Annotated in this window: 12 protein-coding genes; 4 read left to right on the top strand and 8 right to left on the bottom strand. The window is 53.8% G+C overall.

What is annotated here, in order from left to right; all coding sequences use genetic code 11:
* Positions 1-108: 108 nt before the first annotated feature.
* The 5 genes from ppc to alaE all read right to left on the bottom strand — a co-directional run bounded on the left by ppc (position 109) and on the right by alaE (position 6,753).
* Positions 109-2,769: a phosphoenolpyruvate carboxylase gene (gene ppc / locus G367_RS0102815; protein WP_020411577.1), complete on the bottom strand. Its 2,661-nt coding sequence runs from the start codon at positions 2,767-2,769 to the stop codon at positions 109-111.
* Positions 2,770-3,194: 425 nt separating this feature from the next.
* On the bottom strand, positions 3,195-3,548 hold the full coding sequence (locus G367_RS0102810; RefSeq protein ID WP_020411576.1) for a DUF4870 family protein: 354 nt from the start codon (positions 3,546-3,548) through the stop codon (positions 3,195-3,197).
* Between the two features lie 135 nt (positions 3,549-3,683).
* Complete coding sequence (locus G367_RS0102805) at positions 3,684-5,057, bottom strand: response regulator (RefSeq protein ID WP_020411575.1); 1,374 nt, start codon at positions 5,055-5,057, stop codon at positions 3,684-3,686.
* A gap of 379 nt (positions 5,058-5,436) precedes the next feature.
* On the bottom strand, positions 5,437-6,132 hold the full coding sequence (locus G367_RS0102800; RefSeq protein WP_020411574.1) for an aspartate/glutamate racemase family protein: 696 nt from the start codon (positions 6,130-6,132) through the stop codon (positions 5,437-5,439).
* Positions 6,133-6,180: 48 nt separating this feature from the next.
* Positions 6,181-6,753 (bottom strand): L-alanine exporter AlaE, encoded by a 573-nt coding sequence (gene alaE, locus G367_RS0102795; protein ID WP_020411573.1) that lies wholly within the window; start codon positions 6,751-6,753, stop codon positions 6,181-6,183.
* A 166-nt stretch (positions 6,754-6,919) separates the two neighbouring features.
* Here alaE and G367_RS0102790 point away from each other — a divergent pair, with 166 nt between their 5' ends.
* Positions 6,920-7,483 carry a PadR family transcriptional regulator gene (locus G367_RS0102790; RefSeq protein ID WP_020411572.1) on the top strand — a complete coding sequence of 188 codons (564 nt, stop codon included), beginning with the start codon at positions 6,920-6,922 and terminating at the stop codon, positions 7,481-7,483.
* Between the two features lie 46 nt (positions 7,484-7,529).
* Here the strand turns inward: G367_RS0102790 and G367_RS0102785 are convergent, their stop codons facing one another.
* Both G367_RS0102785 and G367_RS0102780 read right to left on the bottom strand, forming a co-directional pair.
* Positions 7,530-8,675: a beta-ketoacyl-ACP synthase III gene (locus tag G367_RS0102785; protein WP_020411571.1), complete on the bottom strand. Its 1,146-nt coding sequence runs from the start codon at positions 8,673-8,675 to the stop codon at positions 7,530-7,532.
* Positions 8,676-8,834: 159 nt separating this feature from the next.
* Positions 8,835-9,527, bottom strand: a complete 693-nt coding sequence (locus G367_RS0102780) for a ComF family protein (protein ID WP_020411570.1) — start codon at positions 9,525-9,527, stop codon at positions 8,835-8,837.
* A 151-nt stretch (positions 9,528-9,678) separates the two neighbouring features.
* Between G367_RS0102780 and bioB the strand changes: the two genes are divergently transcribed.
* From bioB to bioC, 3 genes are read left to right on the top strand one after another with little or no spacing between them, the layout of a single operon-like run.
* Complete coding sequence (bioB, locus tag G367_RS0102775; protein ID WP_020411569.1) at positions 9,679-10,746, top strand: biotin synthase BioB; 1,068 nt, start codon at positions 9,679-9,681, stop codon at positions 10,744-10,746.
* A complete protein-coding gene (gene bioF / locus G367_RS0102770) occupies positions 10,743-11,936 on the top strand; it encodes an 8-amino-7-oxononanoate synthase (protein WP_020411568.1) in 1,194 nt (397 codons plus the stop codon). The genes bioB and bioF overlap by 4 nt, the downstream gene beginning before the upstream one ends.
* On the top strand, positions 11,933-13,480 hold the full coding sequence (gene bioC / locus G367_RS25540; protein ID WP_020411567.1) for a malonyl-ACP O-methyltransferase BioC: 1,548 nt from the start codon (positions 11,933-11,935) through the stop codon (positions 13,478-13,480). Before bioF ends, bioC begins: the two co-directional genes overlap by 4 nt.
* Here the strand turns inward: bioC and G367_RS0102760 are convergent.
* On the bottom strand, positions 13,471-13,959 hold the full coding sequence (locus tag G367_RS0102760; RefSeq protein WP_020411566.1) for a L,D-transpeptidase family protein: 489 nt from the start codon (positions 13,957-13,959) through the stop codon (positions 13,471-13,473). The two genes, bioC and G367_RS0102760, sit on opposite strands and share 10 nt — an antisense overlap.
* Positions 13,960-14,168: the final 209 nt, after the last annotated feature.

Raw genomic sequence — 14,168 nt, 5'->3', positions numbered from 1 at the left:
CGGAACTAAATAGGGGAGCGGCCCGTCCGCTCCCCGCATACTATCGAGTGGCCTCGATTTGATCACACAGCTGTGCTGCACTATCTTGGAACGGGTTTCTTACCACCCTCAACCAGTATTGCGCATACCGGCTGCAATTCCGGCGATGGTAACCATTAAGGCACTTTCCAATACCGTGTCGGCCTCCCTCTCCCGCAAACGCGCCATCAGCTCTGCCTGGAGCAAGTGAAGTGGATCTGTATAGGGGTCACGTACGCGTATCGACCAACGCATTACCGGATTATTATCCAACAGACTTTCCCGCCCGGTGAGCCGCTGCAGTGCACTCACTGTGTGGCTGAGGCGCTCTCGGAGGTTCTCACCAAGGGCAATCAATTCCTGATCGTCGGTCAGTCGCTCCTCATACCAGGAGGCGACCCGTGTATCGGACTTGGCCAATACCATTTCCAGCATATCCACCACGCCTTGGAAGAAGGGCCACTGGTGGTTCATATCGCGCAGAGTATCGGCCTCGTCAGCGTGCTTTAAGGCCTGCTCCAAGGCGGTACCGGTACCCAGCCAAGCGGGTAACATTAAGCGAATCTGGGTCCATGCGAATACCCAGGGAATGGCACGCAATGTTTCCACGCCGCCACCGGGCTTTCGTCTTGCAGGACGGCTTCCCAGAGCGAGCCGGCTCAACTCCGTTTCGGGAGTGACGGTGCGTAAGTAAGCGACCAGCGCGGGGTCGTCGCGAACAACCTCCCGGTAGCTATCGACAGAGATATCCGTAAGGCGCTCCATTTGGTTGCGCCACTCAGGTCGTGGTTGCGCGGGTGGCATTAGGGTGGCCTCAAGTGTTGCAGCCACGTACTGCTCCAGGTTATAGGCAGCAACTGCCGGACGGCCGTATTTAAAGCGGATCATTTCTCCCTGCTCGGTAACCCGGATGCGGCCGGCAACAGAACCTGGCGGCTGAGAGAGCAGAGCCATCCGCGTGGGGGAACCGCCACGGGAAATGGAGCCTCCGCGACCATGGAATAAAGTCAGTGGAATACCGTGGTTGCGAAAGATATCGGTGAGTGCTTCCTGGGTGCGAAATTGCGCCCAGGCGGCACCGAGGAAGCCGGCATCCTTGGCGGAATCTGAATAACCAATCATTACCTCCTGGCCATCCAGCACACGTTGCTTGTATTGGGAAATATTGAGCAAGGTGCTCATGGTGGTAGCAGCATTGTTCAGATCGTCGAGGGTTTCAAACAGTGGTACTACGCGCATTGGTTGTTGAACGCCGGCAATTTTTTGCAGCAGCATTACCGCCAGGACATCGGAGGATTTTTTCGCCATGGAAATCACATAGGCACCGAGACCTTCGGTGCCCTGCTCAGCGACTACCTTGCAAGTTTCCAGCACTTCGCGCACATCTTCATCGCAGAAATCTGTTTGGTAAAAATCTGCGTTGATCAATGGCCGGCGGTTGTCCAGCTCTGCCAGTAGGAACTCCAGTTTGCGCTTCTCATCCCAGGTGGCATAGTTGCCAATACCGAGATAGCGAGTGATGGCATCGAGAGCATCTGCATGGCGAGTGGATTCCTGGCGAATGTCGAGACGTAGCAAGGTAATGCCGAAACAATTGAGACGGCGCAGGGTATCTTTAAGCTGGGCATCGGCAATTGCGGAGAGGCCCATCGAGCGGAGGGAGCGGTCGATTAGGCGCAGTTGTTCGGACAGTTGGCCGCTGGTGAAGGTTTCGCCCTTGGGCTTCGGTTGGCTATTGATGCACGCTTCTATCTGCGCGCGAGTGTTGCGCAAACGGTTGCGGATCTGGCGCAGCACCAGGCGATAAGGCTCGTGGCTGGGTCCAGTATGCGCTAATAACTCTTCGCTGGCTTTGTGCATCGATAAGTCTGCAAGCAGATTTTCCACATCCCGCAAGTAGAGATCAGCAGCCATCCAGCGCGCAAGTAGCAACACCCTACGGGTTACCGAGGCAGTGACATTGGGGTTGCCATCTCGATCGCCCCCCATCCAGGAGGCAAAGCGGATAGGCACCCAGTCTTCCGGCAGAGGCGGTAACTCCGCCAGATCAAGCTCTTTCTCAATGGCGCGCATGCTTTGGGGAACTGCCTGCCACAGGGATTGTTCGATAGTGGCAAAGCCCCACCTGGCCTCGTCGACCGGTGTCGGCCTTTCGCGCCGAATTTCATCGGTGCTCCAGGCAGAGAGAATCTGTTCATGTAAATGTCGCCGTAGCTCCTGGCTTTCCTCTACAGTGAGGTCTGGCCGGTCCAGCTTAGCGAGCAGGTCAGCAACTCGGTCGTACTTGCGGATCAAGGTGCGGCGGGTAACCTCTGTAGGGTGGGCGGTAAGGACCAGCTCTACTGACAGGTTCTGCAAAACCTTGTGAATTTCATCCGAGGGTATCTTGGCCCGTTTCAGCTCCTCCAGCACCTGGCGTAGGCCGCGATCGGTGTCTGGGTCGCCGGAGAAGCGCTGGTGCTGCCGGTGCAGGCGTTCGCGATGGCGTTGCTCAGCAATATTCGCCAAGTTCAGGAATTGGCTAAAGGCGCGCGCTACCTCGAGCAGGGTCTCATCATCGAGGGGGTCAAGTAGATGACGCAGGCGATCTACCTGCATCTCTCCAGTGCTGCGGCTCTCTACAGCGGCCTGGCGTATCGTTTCGACGGTATCGAATAGCTGCTCGCCAGCCTGCTCAAGCAATACCGAACCCAGCTCCTCGCCAAGCAGACGCACATCTTCCCTCAGTGGGGTATTTTGATCCTGACTCACGAATCCTATTCTCCCTAGCAAAGGCAACGAGGCGACTATCTTCGCATAATTTCACCTGCTGAGGGATTGGGCTTCTAGCCATACTGAAATTCAGGGCGAATAATCCGAACAATAAGAAATTTAAATTAGTAAGTATTCAACTAATTAATAGCTGGTTGGTAGTTATTTGTCATAAATTTACACAAATTGGGGGAGGTGGCTTTTTCTAGTGGAATTAGTGAATTTAGAGGGGAAAAAACTTTTTACTTCGAATAATTGAGCAGAATCTTTATTTCTTTTGCCACTGGGTGTGTGTTCTTAGCAGTAGTGATTAAAAGGAAAATATTGGCTTTAGGAAGGCTTATGAAAATTAAAGAGAATGTAAAACCTGCGCAATATGTTGCGCAGGTAAAACGAAAAATTTGAATTTATTAACTTTTGCAAAGTCAGTAGGCTGGGCGACGATCTACGAGTACCAGCCAGCCGCGGATGACACGGTAGAAAACCCAGATCCAGTTAATGGCGAGAACGACATAGCCAAGGCCAAAAATCCATACAGTGCAGATGCCTACGATGGTCCACAGCAGCCAGAACCAGAAGGTACGAATCTGCCAGCGAAAATGGGATTCTGCCAGGGTGCCGCGCACATCGCTGCGTTTAAAGTAGTTGATCAGCACACCAATAAACATTGGAACAGCAGTAAACAGGCTGATGGCCTGGATTAAATAAACCATGATGGCCAGGTCGCGTCCGCTTTGCTCTCGGGCTTCCTGGGACCGCACGGGGTACTGCTCAGACATAACTTTATTCTCTTAAGGGTTCAGTAAAATATAGTGTGGCCTGAGCGATTCAATTCAACTTAGGTGAGTTGGAATGGCAGTTATTTGCGACAATCGGATGTGGTTGCCGCCTTTGACGATATGGAGCTACCCCTTTTATTTCAAGGCCCACTCTGTGTGTACATTGCGTTCACGCCAGGCTTTTAGTTGGCGAACGGATTCACGCATAAGTTGCAGCAGCTCCGTGCGCTGTTGCCTGCAGTGCTCCCGCTCGCTGTCGATCGATAGATTGGCTGCGAGGCTGCGCAGGCGTGCGGCGACACTGTCGAGCCCAACCTCTGATGCTGCTCTGGATATATTTTGTGCCTGTTTTTCCGCATCCCGCCAGTGGCGTCCAGTCAGGGCACTGGTCAGGGTGGTTATCCGTTTGGGCAAGGTGGCACTGCGATCACTTAGGAGTTCGGCGAAAGTCAGGTGATCGAGAGTGTCCCGTTGGCGAAACAAAGTGTTGGTATTGAGAAGTTTTGCTGGCCGCGGTTTTTGTTGAATATTGGCGTCCTGGCTGCGTCGCCCGGCCCAGCTCATTAATTGCATTATTTGGCGGTCGGCGACAGGGTGAGTAAGCACCCCGGTAAAACCGCGGGCCTGGTAGCGCTCTTTGTCTCCAGTATTAGTATTTTGCAGCAGGGCAAAAATTGGGAGTTCAGCGCCGCGTTCACGGCGAATTTCACGTACTGCTTCAACACCATCCATTAGTGGTAGATGAGTGTCCGTGAGAATCAAATCAAATGTTTTTTGCAGCGCGGCACTACTGCCGTCAATACCATTACATTCCCGTTGCACATGGTGTCCCATGGATTCCAGGACTGACTGGAGGGATTCGTGTTTATTATTTTCTACTAATAACACTGAAAGGCGAGTACCGTTATTTCCAATAACTTCCTTTGGCAACTTCAGTTCCACCATTTCCACTTTTCCAGCCTGGCGAAGGTCATCCAGGGATTTAAGTACCGCATTAAGTTGGCGCTTGCCGATTTCCACCAGGGCCTTGATGTTATTGTCTTCACTACGTGCCAGTAAATTAAGGGTGCCGAGTAAAGTATCTAGTGGATGGTGTAACTGGTGACGGGCGATAGTGAGTAGATCAGATTTTTCTTGTCGTAAAAGTTCCAGGCTTTCGCGAGTTTCTTCCAGTTGCTTTCCCATAGCATTAAATTCGCTATTGCGGCTGTGCACTTGCTGAAACAGACTGGTATTTTCCGCGCCCAGACTATCAATGCGTCGGTCAGTTTCCCGTTTTAATTTGCTTAGACTCAACTGTCTATTCAATGCAAAAGCACAAACTATCAAAAACGCAATGACCGTTAAGACGAGCCAGATAATTGGCAGCTGTTGATCGAGAGTGGGCAGCTCGTAAGCCTGTGCGATACTGGAGATAAACACAGAGCCACATACTATTGAGCCGATCAGCAGGGCGTGTAAAGAAACACGACGAGAGGGTACCCTCCCAGAAGATATGGTCTTTATCATCCTTGTAACCATTTTTTGTTGGGGCGGACTAAATCCTGCAGTCCGCATTCTGTTTTTTACGGTGGGTTTCTATAGATACTCCCGAATACTTCAGACCGTTTGATACTGCAATATTGCACAGGGTACAAGAGATATTTTTTGGATGAAGGCCCTATGCAGGAGGAGAAAACAGTCACATGTATGATTGCTTTCTCTACTATCCAAGTAATATCGCGCCAATCAGGCATTGGCGGTTTTTTTGTAGGGGTTAATAGGTAGGAATTGCAGCCTATTACAAAGGCTGGGAGGACAGACTTTTTTACAGGGCGCGTACGAGGTTTGGCGAGTTCACAACTCAGGCTAAACGGCGCGATTCCCTGTGAATAACACCCTGAGGCAATTAGGCGGCCTGGGGTAAACGCTCCTGCAGTAGCTGTAACATACGCTCTGAAGGGAGGAAGAGACGGATGCCATCGCAGTGGGCGAGTAGCTCCTGATAGAAATAATCAAAGTGGGTGCAGCCCAGGATCAGGATTTGCACGCCGCTTTTTACCAGTGCGGCAACGAGGTCATCGAGGGCATGCTGCTGCACGATCATTTCCGCGGCGAGACCGTCCTCAATATCCTCGACAATCTGCAAGTTGCCGATGCCAATTACTTTTGCAGTTTTATTGCGCTCGAGGATTTCACGTTCGATATTGGCGCAACTCTGGCAGTTAGCTGCGAGCAGGCCAAAGTTGCGATAGCGCTGTGTCAGTTCGGCGTAGACTTCCAGGGGCGAGACAACCTCAATGGGGGAGGCGGCTTTGACTGCCGGCATATCTACCGCACCGGAAAGGGAGTTGCAGTAGATCATGGCAGCATCAGCACCTGCTTCGTGCAATTGCTTGATGGCTTCGATCAGTTGCTGAGTGAGGGCACCGCGCTCCAGGGCTTGCAGTTGGGTCTGGGCTTGTGGCGATGCTGAAAGTGAAAGGCCCAGCCCGCGAAACTGTCGTGCAGCAAGGAAATCGAGACCAAAGCGGGTATCTGTGGGGGTGCCGGCGACTATGCCAATGGTCATGGAACTCTTCTCAATGGCGTTATAGGTCAACACAGCGAATTTCCTCTCTCTCGTAATGCTCAGTCGAGTGTTATTGTTCGCCTAGGAGACCCTTCTGCTCCACAGGGAACTGACATTATTAATCCATACTCGGCGCACCCAGTCGAGATAAATCCCATAAGGGCGCCCGAGAGCGCCGGCGATTAGCATAAACGTGATACTGGCAGTGGCGATTTCATCCCAGCTGGCGCCGCCGAGGCGCATATTGCACAGATACAGAGGAAACTGAAAGCTCAGAAATACGAAGGTGTCCACGAGGTAGGCATTGACCACACCGCCTCCGCCAAATCTGTTCACAATCCAGCTGCGATAAACACTGAAAGGACGTGCTATCAGAGTGTTGAATACCAGCGCCATCAATCGCACTTTCAGGTGTTCATTCCAGCTCATACCGGCCAGGACCAGCTCAATGGGAATTGCCACAGCCCAGGAGAAGCTGTTCATTGCGAAGATATCCAGCAGAAAGTCCCAGCGGCGAGCATTGGGCGTTTCTGTGTCGGCGTCTGGGCTGGATGGAGTGATTGCGGGCGCGGACATGGAGCTGGAAACCTCGTAGACTTCTGACCGCCTGATACAGGGTGGCGGCAAGCCGGCGATTATATCTACAATTGGCATAAATGCTAGCCCCTACATCTCGACTGGTAAGACTTGTCGAGATAAACATCCTAAATTTTTTTAGAAAATTAATCTAATTATCTTATTGGCTCCTGGTGCCTCCTGGCTATAAGGGCTATTCAGCAGTTAATATGCAACTCTTTGCATAAGCTTAATCGGAGTTCCTATGTCCTTGCGCTATGCTGTCCTCACCTTGCTGGATATCGAGCCCGGCAGCGGTTATGACCTAAAGCGCCGTTTCGAGCGCAGCGTTTCGCACTTCTGGAGCGCCAGCCACCAGCAGATGTATCGGGAACTACACAAGTTACACGCTGAAGGTCTGTTGAATTGCGTGGAACAGCCCCAGGAGGGAAAGCCGGATAAGAAAGTCTACAGCCTCACTGATAAAGGCCGAATGGAACTGCGCGACTGGGTGACCCAGCCAGCGGCGCCGCAAAAGATCCGCGAGCCCTTCTTGGTGCGTATGTTTGCCGGCCACCACCTGAGCCAGGAAGAGCTACGCTCGGCACTGAATACGCAACTAAGGCTTCACCGGGGACTTCTGGATAACTACAGTGAGCAAAACGAGCGAGTACTAAATAGTGATATTGCCCTGCAAGAGCGCTACTGGCTCGCGCACCAGACCCTGTTGTTGGGTATTGAGGCGGAGAAGACCTGGATCACCTGGGCGGAAAAGTTGCTCGAAGAGCTGGATGAGAAGTGCGAAGAGGATGGCCAGGCAGTGAAATAAAAAAACCGGGCCGGGCCCGGTTTTTTCAGGTCTGAAGTAAGTCTAATCAGACCGCGATCTTTTCTACCACCAGACTGCCGATGGAATAGCCGGCGCCGAAGGAACAGATAATGCCGCGATCTCCAAGCTGCAAGTCGTCACTGTGCAGGTTGAAGGCGATTACCGAACCGGCGCTTGCGGTATTGGCATAGCGGTCGAGTACTACTGGGGCGCGCTCGATGCTGGCTTCGTCTCCCATCAGTTTCTTGGCGATCAGGTTGTTCATATTGATATTGGCCTGATGTAGCCAGTAGCGGCTCACGCTTTGCGGATTGGTATCGGTTTCCTGCAGGTGCGCCTCAATATGGGCTGCAGCCATGGGGCAAACCTCCTTAAAAACCTTGCGACCGTTCTGGCGGAACAGTTTGCCTGGGCCGAAGGGATCAACATCCGCGGCGCGCGCTGCATATCCGAAGTTTGAGCGGATATTGTTGGAGTAGACGGTCTTGGCCTTGGTGCCGAGTATTTCCCAGGCACTATCTACAGAGCATGTCTCACGGCGCTCGATTACGCTGGCTACAGCCACGTCCCCGAAGATAAAGTGACTATCGCGGTCTGTGAAGTCCACTTGAGGGGAGGCCAGCTCCGCGTTAATCACCAGCACAGTGCGCGCTGCGCCAGAGCTGATCGCATCTACCGCTCGTTGTAAGGAGAAGGTTGCAGAGGAACAGGCGACTTCCATATCAAAGGCAAAGCCGTCGATACCGAGAGCACCCTGGATTTCGATAGCAATAGCTGGGTAGGCACGCTGCATATAAGAGGCGCCGACGATTACCATATCCACATCGGAGGCTTTCTTACCGGCTTTTTCCAGCGCCAATTTGGCAGCATTCACGCCCATCTCGGCCTGTACACAGAGATCGTCGTCATTGCGCTCGGGGATAAATGGGCGCATGCGCTCTGGGTCGAGAATCCCCTCGCGGGTAACTACATAACGGCTTTTAATCCCTGAGGCTTTCTCGATAAATTCTGCAGAGGATTGGGGTTTGGCTTGCAGTTCCCCATCTTCAATTTGCTGCGCGTGCTTCAGGTTGTACTGTGTAGCGTAGGTATTGTAAGCATCTACCAACTCTTCATTGCTGATAGATTCTGGTGGGGTCCATAGGCCTGTCCCGCTGATGACAATGCCCCTTGGCAATTTGTACTCACTCATCGCTGAATTCCTGGCCCGCACCAAAAATCGTGCGAGCAATTAGTCACTGAATAGAACCTTAGCAGCGCTGGCTGATGTGGGACTTTCGTGCCAGAACGGCAAGGCATAATATTGTGACGCTATTGTGACTACTGGTCTATCTGCGGTCGCGCCGATGAGTCATGGCGTTCTGGCCAAAATAAAGGCACTTACCTTGGTTGCGCCTGCTTCAAGCAGTTTCAGTGCTGCTGCTTCCAAAGTGGCGCCGGTGGTCAACACATCATCTACCAGGCCGATGTGTAGCCTCTCAACATTTTCATCGACAGAGAAGCTATGGAGTAAATTGCGCAGGCGCTGGTTACGGCGCAATTGAGATTGTGTCTGGGTGGCACCGAATTTTCGCAGTAATCGAGGGCGTACCGGTAGTTGCCACTGCTTTCCCAACTCAGCTGCTACCAACTGCGCCTGGTTATAGCCGCGCAGCCAATAACGACGCCAGTGAAGAGGGATGGGGACAAGCAGGTCTGGCCCTTGGTTGGCTGGTTTGAAAGCTTGGGCGGCCAACTGGGCAAGGCTGTGACCCGCAGCCAGGTCGCCATGGTATTTGAAGCGTTGTATCAGTTGGTTTATCGGGTAAGCATAATGCCAGGCGGCGCGGACTCGGCTGTAGTGTGGTGGCTGCCTCAGGCAGGCGGGGCAAAGCTGGGAGGGCGGCAGCAGCGGCAAAGCACAGGTCTCGCAGGCGTTTTCCAGAAAGGGCAGATCCTCTATGCAAGCGGGGCAGATCCCATAATCGCCGGCCCGGTCACCACATAAAAGGCATTGGGCCAGGTTTCGGGTAATAAACAGTGGGGAGATAATCCTGTAAACCATAATCGGGTGATTGAGTTGACAGCGATACGGGCCTGGCTAAACTGGCCAGTCTGTTTGGTCGAGTCTGCCACTGCAATTAGTGATAGTCACCACGGCCCTGCGAATAAAAAAACAGTACGAATAACTCCAGCAACTAGAGAGAGTAAGCCCTGTGACTGTCGCCCAGCAATTACCCGCCGCTGAGATCCGCCACGATTGGACCCGCCAGCAGATTCTGGACCTCTTTGCCCTGCCGTTTAGCGACCTGATATTTACCGCCCAGCAGGTGCATAGGGTGCATTTTGATGCTAACCGGGTGCAGGTGAGCACGCTCTGCTCGATTAAGACTGGCGCCTGTCCGGAAGACTGCGCCTACTGCCCCCAGAGTGCTCGCTACGATACCGGGCTGGAGCGGGAAAAACTGATGAAGGTGGAAAAGGTTTTGGAGGAGGCCAGGGCGGCCAAAGCCGGCGGCGCTACCCGTTTCTGCATGGGTGCCGCATGGCGCTCGCCCAAGAAAAAGGACATGCCCTACGTCACCCAGATGGTGCGTGAAGTTAAAGCGCTGGGTATGGAAACCTGTATGACCCTGGGTATGCTGAATGATGACCAGGCGCAGGAATTAGCGGATGCCGGGCTTGACTATTACAACCATAATCTGGACACCTCTCCGGAGTATTATGGTGAGATTATCACCACCCGCACCTACCAGGATCGTCTTGAGACTCTGGGTAGGGTGCGCGAGGCCGGTATGAAGGTCTGCGCTGGTGGCATTGTCGGTATGGGTGAGGGGGACAAAGATCGCGCAGGGCTACTGATGCAGCTGGCCAACCTGCCTGAACACCCGGAGTCGGTGCCGATCAATATGTTGGTAAAAGTAGCGGGTACGCCGTTAGAGCAGGAAAAGGATCTGGACCCCTTCGAGTTTATCCGCTGTATTGCCGTGGCCCGAATTATGATGCCTAAGTCCCATGTGCGCCTGTCTGCAGGACGTGAGCAAATGAGCGATGAAATGCAGGCAATGGCTTTCCTCGCCGGTGCCAACTCCATCTTCTATGGGGAGAAGCTGCTGACCACCGCTAACCCTGAGGCCAACAAAGATATGCAGTTGTTCAACCGCTTGGGAATCCTGCCGGAGGAATACCAGCAATACGCTGACGAATCAGAAGTGGAAGCTGAGCTGTCCGCCCAGATCAGCGAGCGACAAAACGATGCCTTTTTCTACGACGCGGCCAAATGACCCTGGATCAAACCCTGCGCCAGCGGCTAGATGAGCGGCGCAGGCGTAACCTCTACCGGGAAGTCAAGACTCTGGATTCGGTGCCGGGGCCTGAGGCCAGGGTTAATGGCCGAGAACTGCTTACTTTCAGTAGCAACGACTACTTGGGGCTGGCAACCCATCCTGAGGTCATCCGCGCCCAGCAGGCCGGAGCTGAGCTGGGCGCTGGTGCCACTGCCTCTCACCTGGTCAATGGGCACTTGCAAGTCCATCAACAGCTGCAATACAGTCTTGCTGAAGTCACCGGGCGCGAGGCTGCATTGGTATTCTCCAGTGGCTATATGGCTAATGTGGGCACGCTTTGTGCGTTACTGGGCCGTGCCGACAATATTATTTCCGACAAGCTCAACCACGCTTCACTGATTGATGGAGCACGCTTGTCTGGCGCTAACAGCTTGCGCTTTCCCCACAACGACCTTATTGGTCTGGATCGCCAATTACGGCGTGCTGCCAGTCGAGGTGGCAATATCCTGGTGGCGGTCGACGGTGTTTACAGTATGGATGGTGACCTGGCGCCGCTGGCAGAGATTGCTGATCTGTGTCGTGAGTATGGTGCCTGGTTGATGGTGGATGAGGCTCACGGATTTGGGGTAATGGGCAGCGAAAAATTTCCTTTCGCTGGCAGTTGTACTGCGGCGGGTCTTGACCAGTCCCAGGCACCAGTGATCATGGGCACCCTGGGCAAGGCCGCTGGTAATGCCGGAGCCTTTGTGGCTGGTTCTCGCGAGCTGATTGATTATCTGGTGCAATTTGCCCGTACGTACATCTACACCACTGGAATGCCTCCGGCGGTGGCCGCGGGCTGTGTTGCCGCTGTTGATTTGATGCGTAGACAGCCTGAGTTGACCAGGCGCCTGGAGTCTAACATTGCCCACTTTCGCCACTGCGCCAGGCAATTGAATTTACCTCTGGCTGACTCCCCCAGCGCAATTCAGCCGCTCCTGCTCGGCTGTGAAGAAACCGCTATTTCTATTTCTGAACAGTTGGAAAAACGCGGTTTTTTGGTGAGCGCTATTCGCCCTCCGACAGTGCCCGCGGGTACTGCCCGCCTGAGAATTACCTTGAGTGCTTCACATAACCATCACCAAATCGATGCGCTTCTCAATGCCTTGGCGGAGGTCCTCCGGGAAAACAAGGCGGTGCACTTGTGAGCCAGATAGAGAACCTGGTGTTCTTGCATGGTTGGGGCGGAGACAAGGGGCCCTGGCAGCCACTATTGGAGGCTGTGCATGAACAACTGGGGCTACCGCTGATTTGTATCGAGTTACCGGGGTTTGGTGAACGCAGGGAGCAGGCATGGCCAAGGCTAGAGGTGCTTCTACAACAGCTTTACCAAGCGCTACCGCAAAATTGTGTTTTGGTAGGGCACTCCCTTGGCGGCATGTTGGCTCTGCAGATTGCCGCCAGGCCAGGACAAGAGAAAATCCATGGAGTTGTCACCATCTCCGCCAATGCTTGCTTTGTAGAGAGGGACAATTGGCCCGGCATGCCCCGTCGCACTTTTGATAGGTTCCGTAGCGCTTTCGTGCAGGATCCCTATGCTACCTGGGAGCGCTTTTGCGCCCTGCAGTCCCATGGTGATAACGCCATGCGTGCCCTGGTCAAGCAACTGAAAGCGCGCAAACCCAACATTAACCCCGGAGCCTGGGTTAAGGCCCTGGACTGCCTGGCAGAGCTGGATAATCGGGATCTTCTGCAGTCGCTGGAAATCCCCGCACTCCACCTGTTTGGCAAGCGGGATGCCCTGGTGCCGCTGGCGGCCATAGAGGAAATCCAGGCCTATGGTGCGGCGGTAGAGGTGATGGAGGGCTGCGGCCACAAACCACAGTTGTCACAACCTCGCCAAGTGGCAGAGCGATTACGACACTTTGTCGAGAGTTTATCCCCCTCTAGTGCCCTAGCGGCAGAGCCCTTTGATAAATCTGCGGTGGCGCGCTCCTTCGGCCGTGCCGCCGCCAGCTATGACGATTGCGCACATATACAGAGAGCGGTGTGCCGTCAACTGATAAAAATGGCGGAACGCCACTGGGAACCTCGTACCATTGTTGATTTGGGCAGTGGCACCGGCTTTGGCAGTGAGTTGCTGCGCCAGCATTTTCCCAAGGCAAAAATTATCGCCCTGGACCTGGCAGAGGACATGTTGCGCTTTGCCCGCACAGAGAGGCCGCTGGCAGATGGCTATATCACTGCGGATGCGGAGCAACTGCCCCTGGCGGAAGGTACTGTAGATCTGGTGTTCTCCAGTATGGCACTGCAATGGTGCTACCGATTGCCGCAGTTATTCGCCGAGTTGCGTCGGGTACTTTCTCCCGCTGGACAATGTCTGGTGGCGACATTGGGGCCGGGTACCCTGGCAGAATTGCGCGATAGCTGGGCTCTGGTAGACAGCGGTGTTCACGTTAATCGCTTCCTGCCACTGGCCAACTGGCGTGAGGCAGCGGCGCAATCGCAGCTTTGTGGTGAAGTACTCGACGAGCAACGCCTGTTGCATTTCGACAGTCTGCGCCAGCTGATGAAGGAATTGAAAGGTGTGGGAGCACATAATATCAACCGCGCGGCCAAGCGAGGCATGACTGGGCGAGCCCGGTTACAGCGATTGGCCGAAGCCTATGAAGGTCTCCGGCAGCCAAAGGGGCTGCCGGTGAGTTACGAGGTGATTTATATGAAGCTGGCCCTGGGAGGTAATCAAGGGTAGATATCGATGGGGATGGGGGTTTTCACCAGAGCCCAAATTTCATCCATCTCCCGGTTGGAAGCGACGGCGATACAGCCATCGGTCCAGTTGTTACGGCGCAGGTGGTTTTCCATATAGGCCCATTCGGGTTTGATGCCGTGGATCATGATATCGCCACCGGGGCTGACCCCCATCCTGGCCGCCCGCGCTCGGTCCTGTTTATTCGGGTAGGACACGTGGATGGAGCGGTAGAAGCGGCTATTGGGGTTTTTCCAGTCCAGGGTGTAGCGTCCTTCTGGGGTTCGCTCGTCCCCTTGGCGGACTTTGTGTCCCCTGGGGTTATCGCCGAAGGAGACTGTGTAGCTTTTCACTACCCGGCCGTCGCGAATAAGCTGCATCAGCTTCTTCGACTTGTACACAACAACATGATCGACAGGGGTTACTTTTGCTGAGGCGAGCAGTGGCATCGCCAGCAATAGGGCAAGAGTCAGGTATCGCATGGTCTCTAAGCTGCTTGAATGTTTTCAGTTATTTCGAGATTTTCCGCGTCCCTGCAGAGCATTTTCCCCTTTTGGGGGAGTTATTTTGTTAGCGCTACCCCGTGCCTTTGTTATCAGTGCTCGGCTTGATTTGTTCAAAATCTGCGCTACATGGATAAATTATCATCAAGTTGATGGCGTGAAAAGTCACCACAAGAAAAAAATTGAAC

This window comes from Microbulbifer variabilis ATCC 700307 (assembly GCF_000380565.1).
GTDB lineage: Bacteria > Pseudomonadota > Gammaproteobacteria > Pseudomonadales > Cellvibrionaceae > Microbulbifer > Microbulbifer variabilis.
Note: the sequence above shows the minus strand (reverse complement) of the source record. Positions and strands in the feature narration are given on the sequence as shown.